Consider the following 19365-nt stretch of genomic DNA (forward strand, 5'->3'; position numbering starts at 1 on the left):
TTCCTGGATCAAGACGGTACCGAACCCGGCCAGGCGCGGGCGATGCGCAAACGCGGGCTGACCCTCGGGGTCAGCCGTGACGGGCTCGTCCCGGTGCGGGGGAACCTGCTCCCCGAGGTGGCCGCGCAGTTGCAGCGCGGGTTCGATGCCCTGCTGAACCCGAAAGTGAACGGGGTGCCGGTCACCGGGCCACGGTTCGACGGCCACGACGAGGATGATCGTGACGAACCGTTGCCGGGCACCGCCGATGACCGCACCCGCACGCAGAAGCAGCACGACGCGTTGGCGATCATGCTGACCGCCGCCGCCGAATCCGCCGCCCTTCCCACCCTGGGTGGTGCCGCCCCCACGCTCGTGGTGTCCGTGCGGGAAAAGGACCTCGCCACCGGGCGGGGTGCCGCGTTCCTCAGCGGCCTGAACGACCCGGTATCCCTGTCCGTCGCCCGGCACATCGCGTGTTCCGGGGCGGTGCAGCGGGTCGTGCTCGGCGTCAACGACCGGATCGTGTCGATCCACACCCAGGAACGCGTGTTCAACCGCCGCCAACGCCGCGCGATCGGGCTCCGCGACGGGGGCTGCGTCATCCCCGGATGCCACGTCCCCTTCGAATGGTGCGAACTGCACCATGTCGTCGAGCACGCCCAGGGCGGGCCCACACACACCAGCAACGGGGTGCCCCTGTGCTGGTGGCACCACCGCACCCTCGACACCAGCGGATGGCACATCCGGATGAGACGCGGCGTCCCCGAAATCCGCGGACCCGCCTGGTGGGACCCCCACCTGAAATGGCGACCCGTCACATCCTCACCCACAAGACTCCTCGACAGGCTATCGACGAACAGCTGAACCGTGCCCGCTGGGCGGAACTGCGCCGATCAGGACCGGCGCGGCGCGCTCGATAACCCTCGATAACCCTCGGTGACGGTGACGGTGACGGTGACGGTGGCGGTGGCGGTGGCGGTGTCCTCGTGCTCGTGTTCGCCGTTGTCGGCATCCTCGTGCACGTCCTCAGCTTTCGTTCGCGTCTTCGTCGGCGTCCTTCTTTGGCCTTCCTCGGCCTCCGCGTGACCGTCCTCGTTTTCGTTCGCGTCTTCGCCGACGTCCTCGTCTTGGGTCTTCCCCGGCCTCTCGTGCGCGAGCTCGTCCGCATCCCGTCCCGTCCCGTCCCTGCCCCAGTCCTCGCCACATTCCGGTCCGGTGCGCGCGGGTCACGCTGCTCGACCCCGCTCTTCCAGGGGCGCCTCAGACAAATTCGTCACAGCGCTTCGGCGAGCGCAAGCGGCCGACTTCAGCGTTCGATCCCGCCTGCCACGCGCGTGAACCCGCGATCTCGGCACCCGTTTCTGTCTTTCCGTCGGCGTTGGGCGTTGACAGCGGGCGGCGACGGCCAATAGCTTTGCCTGACTCGGCTCCAGCTGCAGGAGACCGAGGGTGCTTCTGGGGATGCACCGAAGCAGCGCTTGTCGAACGCTCAAAGGAGAGACGATGTCGATGATTTCACGATGGCGCCGGACGATGATGGTGGGGGCGATCGGCGCCGCGAGCTGCGCGCTGCTGCTCACCGGCACGGCCGCGGCGACGGCGGCTCCATCTCACGTGGTCGTGGCCCAGATCGCCGCGCAGGACCTCGTGAGCGTCGAGCTGACACCGCGGATCCTCGCGGGCAGCGTGTTCCTGTCGATCTCGGCCACGAATAACTCATCGGCGCCCGTCGACATCGCCATCTCGACCGTCTACGGCGGCCAGACCTTCACTGCTGTGGCACCCGGCCGGACCGTGGCGACGTCGGTCAACACGCGCCTGGCGACCATTCCGTCCGGGGTCGCCACGATCACCGCGACGAGTGGAACCACCACCGAGACGACGACCGTGCCGTACGGCGGCTACCCCATCGAGGTCGTGCCGCGCACGCTCGCCGGCCGCGTGCACCTGTCGGTGACGGCGACGAACCCGCTCGCCGTGCCCGCCGACGTCGTCGTCACGACGGCATACGGGGGCAAGACCTTCCGCGGCGTCGCGCCCGGCGCCTCCGTCTCGGTCAGCGTGAACTCGCGCCTCGCCGCGGTCCCGGCTGGGGAGGCCACCATGACGGCGACCGCCGTCGCCGGCGGCAACTCGATCACGCGGACAGCGCCCTACCCGGCGTATCCCGGGCAGTAGTCAGCGCGTCGGCTCGTACCGACGCGGCGCGTGCGTGCGCGCCACGAGGTCGCGCAGCGCCTCGAGCGAGCCCGAGACGAGCCCGACGGCACGCGCCTGCACGAGGACGTTGCCGAGCGCTGTCGCCTCGACGGGCCCCGCGAGCACCGGCAGACCCGCCCGATCGGCCGTGCGCTGGCACAGCAGTTCGTTGAGCGCGCCGCCCCCGACGATGTGGATCGTGCGCACGTCGACGCCGCCGATGCGACCCGCCTCACGCGACGCGTCGGCGAACGCCTGCGCGAGCGACTCGACGATCGACCGCGCGTACTCCGCGCGCGAGCGCGGAGGAGTGAGGCCGTGCTCGTCGAACCATGCGTCGATCCGCGCAGGCATGTCACCGGGCGGCATGAAGCGCGGATCGTTGACGTCGAAGACGGGCACGTTGCCCGAGACCTCTTCGGCCGCGTCGAGCAGCGACGGAAGATCGATGCGCTCGCCCGAGCGCTCCCACGTGCGCACCGTCTCGCTCAGAACCCACAGGCCCATGACGTTGTGCAGCAGACGCACGCGTCCGTCGACGCCACCCTCGTTCGTGAAGTTCGCCGCGAGCGCCTCTGTCGACAGCACGGGCCGTTCCACCTCGACGCCGACGAGGCCCCACGTGCCGCACGAGATGTAGGCCGCGGCATCCGCCTGCATCGGCACCGCGACGACGGCCGAGGCCGTGTCATGCGAGCCGACGGCGGTCACGGGCACGCCTTCGGGTGCCCCCACCGCCGCCGCGACGGCGGTCGTGAGCGCGCCGAGGTGCTCGCCGGGCGCGATGAGCGGGGGCAGGATGCCGCGCGGCACGCCGGCTGCCGCACGCAGCCGGTCGTCCCACCGCTGGTCGTGCAACAGCCCCGTCGTCGAGGCGTTCGTCAGTTCGGCGCGGGCGACGCCGGTGAGCCAGTACCCGATGAGATCGGGCACGAGCAGCGCCGTGTCGGCGAACTCGAGCACGTCCCGTGACTCGGCCGCGAACTGATAGAGCGTGTTGAACGGCAGGAACTGCAGGCCGTTGCGGGCGAAGAGATCGGCGTGCGGCATCCGCTCGTGAACCGTCGCCACACCGCGTCCGGTACGCCCGTCGCGGTAGTGGAACGGCTCGCCCAGCAGACGTCCGTCGCGCAGGAGCGCGTAGTCGACGGCCCAGGAGTCCACGCCGATGCTGCGGATGCCGGAATCCCGACGGAACGCCTCGCTCAGTCCGCCCAGGGCGCTGCCGTACAGACCGAGGATGTTCCAGTGCAGCCCGTCGGACGTCTGCACCGGGTCGTTCGGGAACCGTGCGACCTGGGTGAGCTCGAGCGTGTCGCTGCCGACACGACCGACCACGACCCGGCCGCTCGTCGCCCCGAGATCGACCGCCGCGACAGCGCCGGCGCTCACGAGGTCTCCCAACGGTCGCTGAGCTCGTCGAAGCGTCGTCCGTGATCGTTCGCCGACCCGTCGACGACCTCGTGCACCGGGACTCCGCTGCTCATCGCAGGAACGCCGCAGCGACGCCGGAGTCGACCGGGATGTGCAGGCCCGTCGTGCGTGAGAGCTCGGGACCGGTCAGGACGTACACGGCGTCGGCGACGTTGTCGGGCACGACCTCGCGCTTGAGGATCGTGCGGTTGGCGTAGAACTGGCCGAGGTCCTGCTCGTCGACGCCGTAGGTCGCGGCGCGGTTGGCGCCCCAGCCGCTGGCGAAGATGCCCGAGCCGCGCACGACGCCGTCGGGGTTGATCCCGTTGACGCGCACACCGTGCTCACCGAGCTCGACCGCGAGCAGGCGCACCTGGTGGGCCTGATCGGCCTTCGTCGCGGAGTAGGCGATGTTGTTGGGGCCGGCGAAGACGGAGTTCTTCGACGAGATGTAGATGACGTCGCCGCCCATGCCCTGGTCGATGAGCGCCTTCGCGGCGGCCTTCGAGACGAGGAACGAGCCCTTCGCCATGACGTCGTGCTGCAGGTCCCAGTCCTTCTCGGTGGTCTCCAGCAGCGGCTTCGACAGCGACAGGCCGGCATTGTTGACGACGAGGTCGATGCCGCCGAACGCCAGCACGGTCGCGTCGATCGCCGCCTGCACGCCGTCGGCGTCGGCGACGTTCGCCGCGACGCCGATCGCGACATCGGTGTTGCCGAGCTCGGCGGCCACGGCCTGCGCCTTCTCGAGGTCGAGGTCGGCGACGACGACGCACGCGCCCTCGGCGGCGAGGCGGGTGGCGATCGCCTTGCCGATTCCGGATGCCGCACCCGTGACGAACGCGATACGGCCCTGGTGCGTCTTGGGCTTGGGCAGGCGCTGCAGCTTGGCCTCTTCGAGAGCCCAGTACTCGATGCGGAACTTCTCGGCATCCGAGATGGGAGCGTACGTCGACAGCGACTCGGCGCCGCGCATGACGTTGATCGCGTTGACGTAGAACTCGCCCGCGACGCGCGCCGTCTGCTTGTTCGCGCCGTACGAGAACATGCCGACACCCGGCACGAGCACGATGAGCGGGTCCGCACCACGGATCGCGGGGGAGTCTGCCGACGCATGGGCGTCGTAGTAGGCCTGGTAGTCCTTGCGGTACTGCTCGTGCAGCTCCTTGAGGCGCGCGATGGAATCCTCGACCGACGCGTCCGCGGGAAGGTCGAGCAGCATGGGCTTGACCTTGGTGCGCAGGAAGTGGTCGGGGCAGCTCGTGCCCAGCTCGGCGAGCTCGGGGGCACGCGCCGACTCGAGGAAGTCGAGCACGACGTCGGAGTCGGTGAAGTGGCCGACCATCGGCTTGTCGGTTGAGGCGAGACCACGGATCGTGGGTGCCAGCGCGGCGGCCTTCGCGTGGCGCTCGGCCTCGGAGAGGGCCGCGAAGCCGGCCCGGGGTGCGCCGAAGGGGGCGTCCTTGCCGTGCTCGTCGATGTAGCGCTGCGCGGTCTCGATGATCCAGAGCGAGTTCTGCTCGGCTTCGTCCGACGTGTCGCCCCACGCCGTGATGCCGTGGCCGCCGAGGATCGTGCCGATCGCCTGCGGGTTCTTCGCCTTGATCTCGGCGATGTCCAGGCCCAGCTGGAAACCGGGGCGGCGCCACGGCACCCACACGACCTTGTCGCCGAAGATGGTCGCCGTGAGCTCCTCGCCGTCGGCGGCGGTCGCGATCGCGATGCCCGAGTCGGGATGCAGGTGGTCGACGTGCGCCGCATCGACGAGGCCGTGCATCGCCGTGTCGATCGAGGGGGCGGCACCGCCCTTGCCGTGCAGGCAGTAGTCGAACGCCGCGACCATCTCGTCCTCGCGGTCGACGCCGGGATACACGTCTACGAGCGACCGGAAACGGTCGAGCCGCAGCACCGCGAGGCCCTGCTCCTTCAGCGTGCCGAGGTCGCCGCCGGATCCCTTCACCCACAGCAGCTCGACCGGCTCACCCGTGACGGGATCGGTCGCGGTGCCCTTGGCCGACGTGTTGCCGCCCGCGTAGTTGGTGTTCTGGGGATCGGCGCCGAGACGGTTGCTGCGGGCGATCAGCTGAGCGGGGGTGGAATCGGTCATCACGGAACTCTCTGTACGTGGACGATGTTCGTTCGTGTGAAGTATCTCAAGAAATGATCACATGTGCAACGGTGTCAGCGCACGTCGACGACGTCGCGGTAGGCGCGCAGGCGCGCATCGGTCGGATCGAGCTCGGTCACGAGCAGGTCGATCTGCTCCCACTCGAAGCTGCGGGCGACGTCGCGCTCGCCGAGCTTGGAGGAATCCAGCAGGAGCACGATGCGCTCGGCGCTGCGGGCGAACTCCTGCTTCACTTGCGCCTCGGAGAGTGAGACGTCCATCGATCCGAGGTCGGACTGCACCCCGCTCGCACTCGTGAAGAGCGTCGAGTAGCTCATCGACGCCGCCGCGCGACACGCGAGCGGGCCGACGAAGCTGTCCGTCGAGGCCTCGGCCTCCCCGCCGGTGAGCAGGCTGTTCATGAAACCGGCGCGGCGCGCGGCGGAGAAGTTCTCCCACGAGTTGGTCACGACCGTCACGCCGTCGTCGCCCGAGAGGCTCGCGATCAGCGCGCCGACCGTCGTCGACGCATCCATCGCGATCGCGCCGCCGCGCGGAACGAGCCCAGCCGCCTTCCGCGCGATGACCGTCTTGGCGTCACGCTGCAGATTGCTTCGCACGCCGAAGCGCTGCGGTCCCGGAGTGGGAATCGCGCCGCCGCGCACGCGGCGCACGAGGCCTGCCGCCTCGAGCTCGAGCAGGTCGCGACGGACCGTCATCTGCGAGACCTCGAACGCGGATGCCGCATCGGCGAGACTGACCGACCCGTGCTCTTCGACGAGGCGCGCGAGGGCCTGTCGCCGGCGCTCGCTGTCCAGGGAACTCGTGGTCGACATGACGACGACATTGCTGCATCGGCCGCCCCTGCACAACTCGCGCAAGGCCGATTCGCGATCTTGTTGCGCTCTCGAGGACCCTTTGTTAGATTCACTGAATCACAAAAGGTTCATTGAACCCAAGTGAGCCGGATGGACATCGACGTCGAGATATGACGTCACGAAGGAGTGAGAAATGGCGAACGCCGGGCCCTACGAGAACGTCACGAGCACAGAAACCGCCATCGAGCGCGCGATGGATGCCTCGGGCGGCGTTCTGTCACTGGCCCCCGCTTGGGTGCCCCGCTCGTTCTGCACGCCGGGTCGCCGCATCCGCCTCCACCCCGACGACTACTTCCCGCTCGGCAAGGACCGCGGCGGAATCGACGAGCGTTGGCTCGCGAGCGCCATCCGCGCTGAGAACGGTCCGCGCACCGACCCGTTCGAGGGTCTCAGCCTCGTGCGCGACCCCGACGGCAACGTCATCCCGTTCGACGAGTTCATCGCGCACTTCCGTGGCGACGCGATTGGCGGGCTGTGGGATTCGCACGGCCTGTGGCCGATGTACTCCAAGTTCTTCGACAACGAGTTCCCGCTGCCCTTCCACATCCACCACCGCGACGAGCACGCGGCCCTCGTGGGCAAGCCCGGCAAGCCCGAGGCCTATTACTTCCCGACGCAGATGAACAACCACGGCGGTCAGTTCCCGTACACCTTCTTCGGCCTGCACCCCGAGGTCACGAAGGATCAGCTGCGCGAGAAGCTCGCCGGCTTCCTGCGCGGCGGCGACAACCGCATCACCGACCTGTCGAAGGCGTACCGCATCACCCCCGGCACGGGATGGGACGTGCCCGCCGGCATCCTGCACGCTCCCGCCAGCATGTGCACGTACGAGCCGCAGGCGGCGTGCGACGTCTTCGCCATGACCGAGTCCTGGTCCAACAACCGCGAGGTCGGCGACGAACTGCTCTGGAAGGACGTACCCGACGATCGCGTCGGCGACCTGGACTTCATCGTCGAGCTCGTCGACTGGGAGCGCAACGTCGACCCGGAGTTCTGGAGCCACCGTTTCACTCCGCCCGTCGAGACCGTCGCGAGCGTCCGCGCCGCGACGCCCGACTACGTCGAGAAGTGGATCACGTATCGCTCGCCCGCGTTCAGCGCGAAGGAGCTGACGGTCCGCCCCGGTGGCGCCGTGACGGTCGGTGAGACCGACGCGTACGGCCTCGTGGCCGTCGGCGGCCGCGGCACGATCAACGGCCAGCCCCTCGCCGCGATCAGCTCGATCCGGTACGGCCAGTTCTCATCCGACGAGTTCTTCGTGACGGCATCCGCGGCCTCGGCCGGTGTCACAGTCGTCAACGAATCTTCGACCGAGGATCTCGTCATCCTCAAGCACTTCGGTCCCGGCAGCGCCCAGCTGAGCGCCGAGCGCGGGGAACTGGGACTGTAGATGACCGGCACGGCAGAGCTGTTCGGCGTCGACCTCGGCGAGGCGCGACGGCGGATCGGCTCACTCGCTCAGATCGCTCGGATCGACGAGTTCACCGAGACGCAGGGTCCGGCGCGCGGCGCTCGCCGCATCCGCGTCGACACCGGCGGCGGACTGTCCTTCGAGGTGCATCCTGACCGGGCGATGGACCTCGGCCAGGTCACCTTCCGAGGGACTCCGCTGAGTTGGATGTCGCCGGTCGGCATCGGCGCGCCCGCCCACACCCACGACGTGGGCATGGACTGGCTCCGCGCGTTCGGCGGCGGCCTGCTGACGACGTGCGGCCTGGACTCGTTCGGGCCGCCGACGAGCGAGGACGGCGTGGACTACCCCATGCACGGCCGGATCAGCTCGACACCGGCGACCCTCACGCGTGCGCAGGTCGGCGACGACGGGATCGTCATCGAGGGAGAGGTGCGGCAGGCCTCGGTGTTCGGGGAGAACCTCGTCCTCCGCCGCCGCATCCAAGCGCACCTGGGGGGCTCCGTCATCCGGATCGACGACACCGTGACGAACGAGGACTCGCGTCCGGCCGGTCACATGGTGCTCTACCATTGCAATCTTGGCTGGCCGCTGCTTTCGGAGGATGCCGTGCTGCGGATCCCGTCCGCAGCCGTCACCCCGCGAGACGCGACCGCAGAAGCCGGAGTCGCGAGCTGGCACGAGCTCTCAGCGCCCACGCGGGGCTATGCCGAGCAGGTGTTCCGCCACGACTTCCGCGATCAGGGTTTCGCCGAGGTCTCGGTGGACAACCCGGAACGCGACGTGCGTCTGGCGATCAGGTTCGACACGAAGACGCTGCCGGGCCTTCACCAGTGGAAGATGCTCGGCGAAGGTCACTACGTGCTCGGGCTCGAACCCGTGAACGTCGATTGGAGCAGGGGCCGCGCCACGGCCCGCAGCGAAGGCGTCCTGCCCGAGCTGCAGCCGGGCGAGTCGGTGTCGTACGCCATCGAGATCGACGCCGGACCCAGCCGCGCGCGCGGCGCGAAGAGGAAGGAGTCGGCATGAGTGTGCCCGCACTGGAGATGCGGGGGATCTCGAAGTCGTTCCCCGGCGTCAAGGCGCTGTCCGATGTCGATCTCGTCGTCGAACCCGGCGAAGTCCACGCGATCGTCGGTGAGAACGGCGCAGGAAAATCCACCCTGATGAAGATCCTCGCCGGGGTCTACCAGCCCGACGCCGGCTCGGTCGCCCTGTCGGGCGAACGCGTGCGGATCTCCGGTCAGCTGGATGCCCGGCGACGCGGCATCGGCATGGTCTACCAAGAACTCAATCTGGTGCCCGACCTGTCCGTGGCCGAGAACATCGCCCTGGGGGCCACGCCGTCGAGATTCGGCATCGTGCGTCGTCGCGCGCTGCTCGAGTCCGCCCGTGCCGTGCTCGACGCGCTCGATGCGCGGATCGACCCGCGGGCTCGTCTCGGGTCGTTGACGGTGAGTCAGCAGCAGCTGGTCGAGATCGCCAAGGCGTACGCCGCTCGCCCTCAGATCATGGTGCTCGACGAACCGACGTCGTCGCTGAGCGAGCACGAGGCGCAGGCGCTCTTCCGTGTCATCCGCACGATGCGTGCCGATGGCATCGCCATCATCTACATCAGCCACCGCCTGCGCGAAGTGCTGGACTTGGCAGACCAGGTCACGGTGCTGCGCGACGGCCGTCAGATCGAGACGCGGCCCGCGTCGGGGCTGACCGCCACCGAGATGATCACCCTCATGGTCGGGCGCGACCTGACCGATGTCTTCCCCAAGCGCGACGTGCCGATCGGAGACGTCGTGCTCGAGCTCGAGGGACTCAGCCGCTCGGGCGCCTTCGAAGACGTCTCGCTCACGGTCCGCGCGGGCGAGATCGTCGGTCTCGCGGGCCTCGTCGGCGCCGGTCGGACCGAGGTCGCCCGCGCCGTCTTCGGCCTGGACACCGCCGACGCCGGCACGGTCCGTGTCAACGGCTCCGACGCGCGCGTCCGCAGTCCGCGCAAAGCGGTCAACGCCGGCATCGCCTACGTGCCCGAGGATCGCAAGCGCGACGGCATCATCCCCGAGGCATCCATCAAGGACAACATCGCGCTGCCCGTGCTTGCCAAGGTGAGCTCGGCCAGCTGGATCTCGTCGCGGCGCGAGCGCGCCCTCGCGCGGAAAGAGGTCGACGCCCTGGGGGTCTCCCCGCCGGTCATCGAGCGCGCCGTGAGCACCCTCAGCGGCGGCAACCAGCAGAAGGTCGTCATCGCGAAGTGGCTCGCGACGCAGCCCGACGTGCTGCTGCTGGACGAACCGACGCGCGGAGTCGACGTCGGTGCCAAGGCCGACATCCACACGATCATCGGCGAGCTCGCCGCCCAGGGCGTGGCCATCCTGCTCATCTCGTCGGAGCTTCCCGAGGTGCTCGCCGTCAGCGATCGCATCTACGTCCTGCACGAAGGCCGCGTATCGGCGGAGTTCGACCGCGCCGACGCCGACGAGCGATCTGTCATGCACGCCGCGACCGGAGAGGTAACGCAATGACCTCATCGAACGCGCCCACGCGGGCGCAGACCGAAACGACCCGATCGGGCGACCGCCTGACGAAGGGCAGCGCGCTCTCGCGCATCGGTCCCTGGATCGGCATGCCCGTCGGCATCGTGCTGCTGCTCATCGTGGGGTCGGTGCTGTCGGACCGGTTCCTGAGCATCGGCAACCTGACCAACGTCCTCATCAACATCTCGATCCTCGGCGTCATCGTCGTCGGGATGACCTTCGTCTTCATCACGCGAGGCCTCGCCGACCTCTCGGTGCCGGCCACCGTCGCCGTCGGAGCGATCCTCGTGCTCGGCCTGCAGCCGATCATGGGCACGATCCCGGCAGCTCTCGTCGCGATCCTCGCCGCCCTCGCCGCCGGAGTCGTCAACGGCCTCCTGATCGGCTACGCCGGCATCAACCCGGTCATCACGACGCTCGCCGTCGGCACGATCGTGCTCGGCATCGCGCAGTGGAGCGTCGGCGGCGTCATCGTCTACGGCAGCGACCCCGAAGCGCAGGCCTTCCTCAACGGGCGCATCTTCGGGATCCCCGTCATCGTGCTGGTGTTCCTCGTGGTCGCGATCATCGGGCACCTCGTGCTCTCGCGCACCGTGCTGGGGCGCTGGGTGTACGCGGCCGGTGGAAACCCGGATGCCACGCGGGCGAGTGCCGTGCCGCTCTTCTTCACTCGGGGCGCTGCCTTCGTGCTGACGGCGGGGCTCGCGGGCATGGCCGGCGTGCTGCTCGGAGTGACGCTGCAGACCGCACGCCCCGGCATCGGGATCGGCTACGAGTTCGACGCGATCACGGCCGTCGTCGTGGGCGGTGTCAGCCTCCTGGGCGGATCCGGCAGCATCCCGCGCGCGATCGGCGGACTGCTCTTCGTCGCGCTGCTCAACAACATCCTCGTGCTGCAGGGCGTGCCCACCGCAGTGCAGGGCATCGCCAAGGGCGCGCTCATCGTGGCCGCCGTCTCGCTCGATGTGTACCTCCGTCGGAAGGGAGGCCGATCATGATCCGCACCTCGTCGAATCGGATCACCGACAGTGTCGTGTTCCTGAGCCTCGTGCGCTACCGCGTCATCGTCATCCTCGTCGCGACCCTCGTGCTGTCGGCTTCGTTCGTGCCGGGGTTCTTCGAAGGGCGCACGCTCAGCCTCGGCGTCGATCGCGTCGCCACGATGGGGCTGCTCGCGATCGGTCTGACCGTCGTGCTGATCGCCGGCCAACTCGACCTCTCGGGCGGTGCGATCCTCGCACTGTCGGGTATCGCGGCCATCGGATTGCAGCCTGCACTCGGCCAGATCCCGGCGGCTCTCGTGGGCATCGCGGTCGCCATGGCGGCAGGAGCCATCAACGGCGTCCTCGTGGTCGTGCTCAAGATCAACTCGCTCGTGGCGACCCTCGCGACGATGGTGTTCTTCCGCGCCGTGTGCCACCTCATCACCGATTCCCGGCCCGTCAGCGGCACGGACCCGTTCTTCGGCATTCCGCTCACCCAGCCGGTCGCGGGGACGGTGTCCGTGCGTGTGCTGCTGTTCCTCGCGCTCATCCTCCTGCTGCACTTCTGGCTGACGCGCAGCGTCGGCGGACGCAACCTGTTCGCCGTCGGCAGCAACGCCGCCAGCGCGACGGCGAGCGGCGTGCGCTCCAATGCCTACCTGTTCGGCGCGTTCGTCTTCAGCGGCACGATGGCCGGCGTCGCGGGCGTCACGTTCAGCATCGCCTCGAACACCGGCTCACCCGTCTTCGGCGACACGATCGTGCTGACCGCGATCGCGGCCGTCGTGATCGGTGGCACGCGGCTCGAGGGCGGCGTCGGCTCGGCGCTGGGAACCCTGGGCGGTCTGCTGACCCTCGCGGCTCTGACGACGGCGATGGAGTACCAGAGCGTACCCGCCTACGTGCAGGACATCGTGACCGGCTGCATCCTGCTGCTTCTGATCCTGCTCGACCGCTTCACCTTCGCGAAGCAGGGTGTCGACCTCTCCCTGTCGGCACTCGCGCGACGCCTCCGACGACGGGGGCCGGGCGCACAGAAAGACACCACACAAGAGATCGAAAGGACGATCGCATGAAGAAGAAGTTCCTGTTCGGCGGAGCCGTGCTGTCAGCGGCGATGCTGCTCGCCGGATGCGCCGGCGCGGCAGACACCGACTCCGGCTCGACCGATGGCGAGGCCGCAGGCTCCGGCAAGGAGATCTGCTACATCACGGCAGCCGAGTCGCACGCCTACGCCACGCCCGCCAACGAGGCGTTCCTCGCCGCCGCCGATGAGGCAGGCGCCAAGGTCACGATGCTCAGCCAGGACTTCGACGTCCAGACCGGCACCGAGCAGCTCTCGACGTGCATCGGGCGCAACCCCGACGGCATCGTGCTGTGGCCGCTCGACCCGCAGGCCTACATCCCGGGCCTCATCCAGGCGCAGTCGGCACAGATCCCGGTCGTGCTGATCAACTCCCCGATGGATGACGAGGCGCTCAAGCTCGTCGCGAGCTTCACCGGCCCCGACGTCTACGAAGAGGGCGTGCTGTCGGCCGACGCGATGAACGACGCGCTCGGCGGCGAAGGAAACGTCGTCATCATCGCCGGTCAGGCCGGCAACGGCACGAGCATCGGTCGCAGCGACGGCTTCACCGAGCGTCTCGACGAGCTCGGATCGGGCATCGAGATCCTGCAGTCGGTGAACGCCGACTTCGACCAGCAGAAGGCGCTCGTGGCCAGCCGCGACCTCATCACGCGCTTCGGCGACGACATGGACGGCGTCTACGCGAGCGACGACACGATGGCCCGCGGCTTCATCGACGCGTGGACCGAGTCGGGCCGTGACCTTGCCGAGATCCCCGTGATCGTCGGCATCAACGGCCAGGCGGACGCGTTCGCGTCCATCAAGGCCGGTCACTTCTACGCGACGATCCTGCAGTCGCCGGTGGAAGACGGTGCGCTGGCCCTCGAGACGATCCTCAAGGTCGCCGACGGCGAGACGGTCGACGCACGTCTGCCGATCCCGCTGACGGTCGTCACGATCGACAACGTGGACGACATCGAGCCCGCGTTCTAAATCGGGTAGACGAAGGGGCGGATGCGCGCGTGAGCGGCATCCGCCCCTTCGCCGTCCTCACGTCGATTCGCGCACGACCAGCTCGGGCTCGAGAACGACGTGGTTGGTTCGGGGGCTTCGCTGCGGGCTGTCGATGAGGTGCATGATCATCTCGACGGCCGTGCGACCCAGCTGCGCGCGCGGCTGCGCGACGGTCGTCAGGGGAACGGCGCCCACTTCGGACCACACGACGTTGTCGTAGCCGACGATCGCGAGATCCTCGGGCACCCGCAGCCCGCCGTGCGTCACCCGCTGGAGCAGGCCCAGGGCCACCACGTCGTTGGCGCAGAGGACCGCCGTGGGACGCTTGTCGGGTTGCCGTGCCAGCAGCGCCTCGCCGGCCGCGCGTCCTTCCTCGACCGTCCAGGACTCGGTCGAGATGAGTTCGAGCGTGATGTCGCCGGCCGTCCGGTCGATGACCTCGCGCGCGCCCTCGTAGCGCATCCGCACCTTCGGCGACCGATGCGGATGCCCGAGATAGGCGATGCGCCGGTGTCCACGGTCGATGAGATGCTGGGCCCCCGCGCGTCCGCCGTGTCCGTCGTCGACGACGACCGACCAACAGTCGCGATCGTCGCCGACCCGGTCGACGAAGACCATGGGCACGCCGCGATCGCGCAGCATCTCCAGGCGGGAGCTGTTCTCGTCGACGGGGGAGATGATGATGCCCTGCACGCGCTGCTGCACGAGCAGGTCGAGATTCTGCGACTCCCGCACGGCGTCGTAGGCGCTGTTGCACAGCACGACGCCGAGTCCGAGTTCGCGGCTGAGCTGCTCGGCGCCGAGCGCGACGTCGACGAAGAACGGGTTGTCGAGGTTGGCCACGGCGATGCCGATCGTGCGCGTGCGGCCGGCGCGGAACTGCCGCGAGCTCTGGTCCGGCACGAAGTCGAGCTCGTCGATCGCCCGGATGACCTTCTCGCGCGTCTCTGCGCGCACGTACGACGGTCGATTCAGGACGTTGCTGACCGTCCCCGCGGAAACTCCGGCAAGCCGCGCGACATCGCGGATCGTAGCCATCAGCGGGCCCGAGCGGCGCGGTGGGACAGGTTCATTGAACGATCGTATCGCTCGTCCGCCCGGTCCGTAGGGGTCAGGCGCCCCAGCTGGCCTGCACGCCGCCGACGCGCTCGGCCTCGATCCGTTCCTGATAGCCGGATGCCGCATAGGCGGCCATCGGGTCGGCGGGAAGACCGCGCGTCTCGCGCCACTCGGCGAGTGCCGGCCGGACGTCGGTGTAGAACGCATCCATGAAGACCGCGTTGGCGGCCAGCACATCGCCCGAAACCTGAGCGTCGCGGAGGGCGTCGCCGTCGACGAGGAGCGCCCGGGCGGTCATCTCCTGCACGTTCAGCACCGAGCGGATCTGTCCGGGGATCTTCTGCTCGATGTTGTGGCACTGGTCGAGCATGAAGGTCACATCGGGGTTGTTGAGCGCGCCGCCGCGGATCACCTCGAAGAGGATGCGGAACAGCTGGAACGGGTCGGCGGCACCGACGATGAGGTCGTCGTCGGCATAGAACCGCGAGTTGAAGTCGAACGAGCCGAGCTTTCCGAGGCGCAGGAGCTGCATCACGATGAACTCGATGTTCGTGCCCGGGGCGTGGTGGCCCGTGTCGAGGCAGACCATCGCGCGCTCGCCGAGCGCCGCCACCTGCGCGTACGACGTTCCCCAGTCCGGAACGTCGGTGTGGTAGAACGCCGGCTCGAAGAACTTGTACTCCAGCACGAGACGCTGCTCGCCGGAAAGGCGCGCGTAGATCTCCTGGAGGGACTCCTGCAGGCGGTCCTGGCGCCCGCGCAGGTCGGCCTGGCCGGGATAGTTCGAGCCCTCTGCGAGCCAGATCTTCAGATCGCGCGAGCCCGTGGCATCCATGACGTCGATGCATTCGAGATGGTGATCGATCGCCTTGCGGCGGACCGCGGCGTCTTCGTGGGTCAGGGCGCCGAACTTGTAGTCGTCGTCCTGGAAGGTGTTGGAGTTGACGGTGCCGAGTTCCACGCCCAGATCTTCGGCATGGCGGCGCAGCGCGGCATAGTCGTCGACCCTGTCCCACGGGATGTGCAGCGCCACCGCCGGGGCGAGAGCGGTCACGCGGTTGACCTGCGCAGCATCCGCGATCTTCTCGAACGGGTCGCGCGGGGTTCCCGGGGTCGTGAACACCTTGAAGCGCGTGCCGGAGTTGCCGAACGCCCACGAGGGGAGCTCGACGCCTTGCCGTTCGAGGTTCGAAAGGATCTCGGAGGACAGCGTCGTCATGATGCGGAGCTTTCGTTGTCGGAGGCCGCAGCCAACTGGTCGTGAAGGTGGAAGATCTCGGTGAGCGTCGTCGCCGCCTGGTCGGGGCGACCGTCGAGGTCGACGAAGAAGCGGGCCATCTCGGCCTCCCATTCCGCGGCGATCGGCGATGCGGCGAGATACGCCTGGGCGGCAGCGTCGTCATCGGTCTCGTAGTAGCCGATGAGTCGCCCGCGCTCGCCCAGGAAGAGGGAGTAGTTGCGGCGGCCGGCGGCGGCGATCTCGGCGAGCATCTCGGGGGAGACCGGACTGTGGCGGGCCGTGTACTCGTCGATCAGCTCCGGCCGGATCCGCAGTTCGAAGCACACACGGTGCGGGGTGGGGTCATTCGACATCGAGCCGGCTCCTTCCGAGATGGATGACAGGACATGAATCGTTTCAAGATTAGACCTCGGAGTCGACGCGCGCAACCCGGAGTGCGCGTGCGTCGTGCACTGCGCGAGGATGGTCCCTGGCGTGCCATAAACTCCCGGCAGCGCAGCGTCGAGCAGGAGCCCCACATGACGGTGAGTATCAAGGATGTCGCCGCCGCGGCATCCGTCTCGGTCGGCACGGTCTCGAACGTGTTGAACCGCCCCGACCGGGTGGCGCCCGCGACCGTCGAGCGCGTGCACGCCGCGATCGCGGAGCTCGGGTTCGTGCGCAACGACGCCGCACGACAGCTTCGCGCGGGACGCAGCCGCAGCATCGGCCTGATCGTGCTCGATGTGCGCAACCCCTTCTTCACCGACGTCGCGCGCGGCGCCGAAGCGCGGGCCGTTCGCAGCGACCTCACCGTCCTGCTGGGCAACAGCGACGACGATGCCGCGCGCGAGGCCGGCTACCTCGATCTGTTCGAGGAGCAGCGCGTGCACGGCGTGCTCATCACTCCCGTCGACGACATCTCGGACCGCCTCGAGCGGCTGCGCAAGCGCGGAATCGCGACGGTGCTCGTCGACCGGCCGAGCGATGAGCAGGATGTCTCCTCCGTGTCGGTCGACGACGTGGCGGGGGGCCGACTGGCCGTCGAGCATCTGCTCGAGACGGGACGCCGGCGGATCGCGTTCGTCGGGGGTCCCTCGTCTGTGCGCCAGGTGGCCGACCGCCTCGAGGGTGCGCAGCGTGCCGTCGATGCACACGGCGGCGCGACGCTCGAGATCATCGAGACTCCCGCCCTGAGCGTCCTCGCGGGGCGTGCCGCGGGGGAGCGCGTGCATGACCGCGCCCCGGCGGATCGCCCGGACGCCGTCTTCGCCGCCAACGACCTGCTCGCGATGGGGGTGCTGCAGGCGCTCGTCATGCTGGGCGGCGCCTCGGTGCCCGACGACATCGCGATCATCGGCTACGACGACATCGATTTCGCGGCCGCCGCCGTCGTGCCGCTGTCCTCGATCCGCCAGCCGAGTGAGCTCATCGGGTTCCGCGCCGTGGAGCTGCTCCTCGAAGAGGTCGACGACCGCGATGCCCGGGCGCAGATCGTGTTCCAGCCCGAGCTCATCGTGCGCGAGTCCACCGGACGCGCGTCGACCGGCTGACCCGGATGCCGCGGCCCGGCCCGCCCCGGAACCTCCCGCTCTGACCGCGCCTGCCCTGACCGCGCCCGCTCTGACCGCGACACTTCATCGGGGCGCCGAGACAGCGGGCTGACCCCGCAGTCTCGAGCGCCCGTTGCAGTCTCGCGGGTATCGGGTCAGGGGCGTCGGGGGGTGCTGTGTTCCGCTGCCGGGACCCGGATCGGCGTCGTCTGGGCGACCTCGTCGCTGAACTCCTCGGGCGCAGGCTGCACGACCATCAGCGGTCGCGTCTCGTCGATCGTCAGGCGGAAGCGGCTGTCCTCGCGACGCTTGAGCCGCCCCGAGGCGAGCAGCCAGATCGCCCCGATCGAGAACGCGGCGAAGCCGGCGAGGGCGCCGAGGCCGATCGCGACGCGCGGGCCGAACTCGGCCGCGACCCATCCGACGATGGGTGCGCCCACCGGCATCCCGCCCATCAGGATCGCCATGTACAGGGCGAGCACGCGTCCGCGCAGTGCGGGGTCGGTCGTGGTCTGCACGTAGCCGTTCGCCGTCGTCAGCATCGTCACGACGGCGAAGCCGGTGAACATGAGCGTGACGGCATATGTCCAGTAGGTCGGCATGAAGGCCGACACGGCCGCGGCCGTCGCGAACAGCAGCGTGCCCGCGATGACGACGCGGATCCGTGCCCGGTCGCGCCGCGCCGCGAGCAGGGCCCCGGCGAGGGAGCCGATCGCCAGGATCGAGCTCAACAGGCCGTAGCCGTCGGCCTCCTGCCCGAACTCGAGCGCCATGGTCGAGGCGAAGATGGGGAAGTTCATGCCGAAGGCGCCGATGAGGAAGACCATCGCGAACGCGACGACGAGGTCGGGGCGACGCGCGACGTAGCGGAACCCGTCGGCGAGACGGGAGGCTCCCGGCGCCCGCACGCGCGGAATGAGCTCAGCGGGCCGGATGAGCAGCAGTGCGACGATCATGGCGATGAACGTCACGGCGTTCACGACGAACACCCAGCCCGTACCCACCGCGACGATCACGATGCCCGCGACGGCGGGTCCGATCATGCGGGCGCCGTTGAAGGACGCGGCGTTCAGCGCCACGGCGTTCGAGGCATTTTCGCGCGTGACGAGGTCGGACACGAACGCCTGGCGCGCGGGATTGTCGAATGCCGCGACGACACCGAGCACGAGGGCGAACGCGTACATGAGCCAGAGCGTCATGACGCCCATGAGCAGCAGCATCCCGATCACGAGACCCAGCAGAAGGAGCAGGCTCTGCGTCAGCATGAGCAGGTGCCGCCGGTCGAACCGGTCGGCGACCCAGCCGGTGACGCCCACCAGGAGCAGGGGCGGGGCGAACTGGAGCGCCATCGTGATGCCCATCGCGCTGGCGTCGTTCGGGGTCAGCTCGGTCAGGACAACCCAGCTGAGCGCCGTCGACTGCATCCACGCGCCGGTGTTGGACACGAGGGCGCCGATGAACCACACGCGGTAGTTGAAGACCGAGAAGGAGCGGAACATCGCCGACGTGCCGCGGCTCATCGCGTCACCATCCGCTGCATGATCCCGGCCGCACGGGCCATGGTCTCGCGCTCGTCGTCGGTCAGATCGGCCAGCGCCGCGTCGACCCAGGCGTCGCGGCGTCGCGATGTCTCTTCGACGACGGACCGGCCTTCGTCGGTCAGGGCGATGACGACCTTGCGGCCGTCGCTCTCGTCGGGCGCGCGGTCGAGGTAGCCCGCCTCCTGCAGGCAGTTGACGGTGCGGTTCATGGCGGGCGAGGACACGTGCTCGCGGTCGGCGAGCTCTCCGAGAGTGTGCGCGCCGTGCACCCACAGCGCGGCGAGTACGGCGTACTGTCCGTCGCTCATCGTGTCGACGGCACGCTGCGTGCGCATGCGTCGCGCGAGCCGGAAGACGGCGTTGCGCAGGTCGGAGGCGTCGATGGGGGCATCCGGATCAGGCATAGATC

The 19365-nt window shown here is 69.0% G+C and carries 18 protein-coding genes; 9 read left to right on the plus strand and 9 right to left on the minus strand.

Going from position 1 to position 19365, the window contains the following annotated elements:
• The coding region (locus ACWIBS_RS13510; protein WP_454137032.1) for a DUF222 domain-containing protein at positions 1-846 on the plus strand (846 nt) is incomplete at its 5' end.
• Positions 847-875: 29 nt separating this feature from the next.
• Here ACWIBS_RS13510 and ACWIBS_RS13515 read toward each other — a convergent pair.
• The gene (locus ACWIBS_RS13515; RefSeq protein ID WP_376127666.1) at positions 876-1004 is read right to left on the minus strand and encodes a hypothetical protein; all 129 of its coding nucleotides are present in this window, start codon (positions 1002-1004) and stop codon (positions 876-878) included.
• Positions 1005-1491: 487 nt separating this feature from the next.
• Between ACWIBS_RS13515 and ACWIBS_RS13520 the strand changes: the two genes are divergently transcribed.
• On the plus strand, positions 1492-2160 hold the full coding sequence (locus ACWIBS_RS13520) for a hypothetical protein (RefSeq protein WP_454137033.1): 669 nt from the start codon (positions 1492-1494) through the stop codon (positions 2158-2160).
• Here the strand turns inward: ACWIBS_RS13520 and ACWIBS_RS13525 are convergent, their stop codons facing one another.
• The 3 genes from ACWIBS_RS13525 to ACWIBS_RS13535 all read right to left on the minus strand — a co-directional run bounded on the left by ACWIBS_RS13525 (position 2161) and on the right by ACWIBS_RS13535 (position 6537).
• On the minus strand, positions 2161-3573 hold the full coding sequence (locus ACWIBS_RS13525) for a rhamnulokinase (RefSeq protein WP_376127670.1): 1413 nt from the start codon (positions 3571-3573) through the stop codon (positions 2161-2163).
• 91 nt (positions 3574-3664) lie between these two features.
• The gene (locus ACWIBS_RS13530) at positions 3665-5701 is read right to left on the minus strand and encodes a bifunctional aldolase/short-chain dehydrogenase (RefSeq protein WP_376127672.1); all 2037 of its coding nucleotides are present in this window, start codon (positions 5699-5701) and stop codon (positions 3665-3667) included.
• A gap of 74 nt (positions 5702-5775) precedes the next feature.
• Positions 5776-6537: a DeoR/GlpR family DNA-binding transcription regulator gene (locus tag ACWIBS_RS13535; protein ID WP_376127674.1), complete on the minus strand. Its 762-nt coding sequence runs from the start codon at positions 6535-6537 to the stop codon at positions 5776-5778.
• Positions 6538-6712: 175 nt separating this feature from the next.
• Here ACWIBS_RS13535 and ACWIBS_RS13540 point away from each other — a divergent pair, with 175 nt between their 5' ends.
• Genes ACWIBS_RS13540 through ACWIBS_RS13565 form a run of 6 tightly spaced genes read left to right on the plus strand, consistent with a single transcriptional unit; the run spans position 6713 to position 13563 of the window.
• The gene (locus ACWIBS_RS13540; protein WP_376127676.1) at positions 6713-7969 is read left to right on the plus strand and encodes a hypothetical protein; all 1257 of its coding nucleotides are present in this window, start codon (positions 6713-6715) and stop codon (positions 7967-7969) included.
• The gene (locus tag ACWIBS_RS13545) at positions 7970-9019 is read left to right on the plus strand and encodes an aldose 1-epimerase family protein (protein WP_376127678.1); all 1050 of its coding nucleotides are present in this window, start codon (positions 7970-7972) and stop codon (positions 9017-9019) included.
• Positions 9016-10509 carry a sugar ABC transporter ATP-binding protein gene (locus tag ACWIBS_RS13550; protein ID WP_376127679.1) on the plus strand — a complete coding sequence of 498 codons (1494 nt, stop codon included), beginning with the start codon at positions 9016-9018 and terminating at the stop codon, positions 10507-10509. Before ACWIBS_RS13545 ends, ACWIBS_RS13550 begins: the two co-directional genes overlap by 4 nt.
• The gene (locus ACWIBS_RS13555) at positions 10506-11519 is read left to right on the plus strand and encodes an ABC transporter permease (RefSeq protein ID WP_376127681.1); all 1014 of its coding nucleotides are present in this window, start codon (positions 10506-10508) and stop codon (positions 11517-11519) included. Before ACWIBS_RS13550 ends, ACWIBS_RS13555 begins: the two co-directional genes overlap by 4 nt.
• Complete coding sequence (locus ACWIBS_RS13560) at positions 11516-12580, plus strand: ABC transporter permease (RefSeq protein WP_376127683.1); 1065 nt, start codon at positions 11516-11518, stop codon at positions 12578-12580. The genes ACWIBS_RS13555 and ACWIBS_RS13560 overlap by 4 nt, the downstream gene beginning before the upstream one ends.
• Positions 12577-13563: a sugar ABC transporter substrate-binding protein gene (locus ACWIBS_RS13565; protein ID WP_376127685.1), complete on the plus strand. Its 987-nt coding sequence runs from the start codon at positions 12577-12579 to the stop codon at positions 13561-13563. The genes ACWIBS_RS13560 and ACWIBS_RS13565 overlap by 4 nt, the downstream gene beginning before the upstream one ends.
• A 57-nt stretch (positions 13564-13620) precedes the next feature.
• Here the strand turns inward: ACWIBS_RS13565 and ACWIBS_RS13570 are convergent, their stop codons facing one another.
• The 3 genes from ACWIBS_RS13570 to ACWIBS_RS13580 all read right to left on the minus strand — a co-directional run bounded on the left by ACWIBS_RS13570 (position 13621) and on the right by ACWIBS_RS13580 (position 16236).
• Positions 13621-14622, minus strand: coding sequence for a LacI family DNA-binding transcriptional regulator (locus ACWIBS_RS13570; protein ID WP_376127687.1), 1002 nt, complete (start codon positions 14620-14622; stop codon positions 13621-13623).
• Between the two features lie 73 nt (positions 14623-14695).
• Positions 14696-15862, minus strand: coding sequence for an L-rhamnose isomerase (gene rhaI, locus ACWIBS_RS13575; RefSeq protein WP_376127689.1), 1167 nt, complete (start codon positions 15860-15862; stop codon positions 14696-14698).
• Positions 15859-16236: an L-rhamnose mutarotase gene (locus ACWIBS_RS13580; protein WP_376127691.1), complete on the minus strand. Its 378-nt coding sequence runs from the start codon at positions 16234-16236 to the stop codon at positions 15859-15861. Before ACWIBS_RS13580 ends, rhaI begins: the two co-directional genes overlap by 4 nt.
• Before the next feature lie 165 nt (positions 16237-16401).
• Between ACWIBS_RS13580 and ACWIBS_RS13585 the strand changes: the two genes are divergently transcribed.
• Positions 16402-17415, plus strand: coding sequence for a LacI family DNA-binding transcriptional regulator (locus tag ACWIBS_RS13585; protein ID WP_376127692.1), 1014 nt, complete (start codon positions 16402-16404; stop codon positions 17413-17415).
• A 155-nt stretch (positions 17416-17570) separates the two neighbouring features.
• Here the strand turns inward: ACWIBS_RS13585 and ACWIBS_RS13590 are convergent, their stop codons facing one another.
• Positions 17571-18935 (minus strand): MFS transporter, encoded by a 1365-nt coding sequence (locus tag ACWIBS_RS13590; protein ID WP_376127694.1) that lies wholly within the window; start codon positions 18933-18935, stop codon positions 17571-17573.
• Positions 18932-19360, minus strand: a complete 429-nt coding sequence (locus ACWIBS_RS13595) for a MarR family winged helix-turn-helix transcriptional regulator (RefSeq protein ID WP_376127696.1) — start codon at positions 19358-19360, stop codon at positions 18932-18934. Before ACWIBS_RS13595 ends, ACWIBS_RS13590 begins: the two co-directional genes overlap by 4 nt.
• Positions 19361-19365 lie beyond the last annotated feature (5 nt).

Source organism: Microbacterium sp. NPDC055442 (genome assembly GCF_053644215.1).

Excerpts from the sequence above, each read along its gene's own strand:
- ACWIBS_RS13520 (WP_454137033.1), top strand. The coding sequence starts at position 1,492 with ATGATTTCACGATGGCGCCGGACGATGATGGTGGGGGCGATCGGCGCC.
- ACWIBS_RS13530 (WP_376127672.1), bottom strand. The coding sequence starts at position 5,701 with ATGACCGATTCCACCCCCGCTCAGCTGATCGCCCGCAGCAACCGTCTC.
- ACWIBS_RS13535 (WP_376127674.1), bottom strand. The coding sequence starts at position 6,537 with ATGTCGACCACGAGTTCCCTGGACAGCGAGCGCCGGCGACAGGCCCTC.
- ACWIBS_RS13540 (WP_376127676.1), top strand. The coding sequence starts at position 6,713 with ATGGCGAACGCCGGGCCCTACGAGAACGTCACGAGCACAGAAACCGCC.
- ACWIBS_RS13545 (WP_376127678.1), top strand. The coding sequence starts at position 7,970 with ATGACCGGCACGGCAGAGCTGTTCGGCGTCGACCTCGGCGAGGCGCGA.
- ACWIBS_RS13550 (WP_376127679.1), top strand. The coding sequence starts at position 9,016 with ATGAGTGTGCCCGCACTGGAGATGCGGGGGATCTCGAAGTCGTTCCCC.
- ACWIBS_RS13555 (WP_376127681.1), top strand. The coding sequence starts at position 10,506 with ATGACCTCATCGAACGCGCCCACGCGGGCGCAGACCGAAACGACCCGA.
- ACWIBS_RS13560 (WP_376127683.1), top strand. The coding sequence starts at position 11,516 with ATGATCCGCACCTCGTCGAATCGGATCACCGACAGTGTCGTGTTCCTG.
- ACWIBS_RS13565 (WP_376127685.1), top strand. The coding sequence starts at position 12,577 with ATGAAGAAGAAGTTCCTGTTCGGCGGAGCCGTGCTGTCAGCGGCGATG.
- ACWIBS_RS13570 (WP_376127687.1), bottom strand. The coding sequence starts at position 14,622 with ATGGCTACGATCCGCGATGTCGCGCGGCTTGCCGGAGTTTCCGCGGGG.
- rhaI (WP_376127689.1), bottom strand. The coding sequence starts at position 15,862 with ATGACGACGCTGTCCTCCGAGATCCTTTCGAACCTCGAACGGCAAGGC.
- ACWIBS_RS13580 (WP_376127691.1), bottom strand. The coding sequence starts at position 16,236 with ATGTCGAATGACCCCACCCCGCACCGTGTGTGCTTCGAACTGCGGATC.
- ACWIBS_RS13585 (WP_376127692.1), top strand. The coding sequence starts at position 16,402 with ATGACGGTGAGTATCAAGGATGTCGCCGCCGCGGCATCCGTCTCGGTC.
- ACWIBS_RS13590 (WP_376127694.1), bottom strand. The coding sequence starts at position 18,935 with ATGAGCCGCGGCACGTCGGCGATGTTCCGCTCCTTCTCGGTCTTCAAC.
- ACWIBS_RS13595 (WP_376127696.1), bottom strand. The coding sequence starts at position 19,360 with ATGCCTGATCCGGATGCCCCCATCGACGCCTCCGACCTGCGCAACGCC.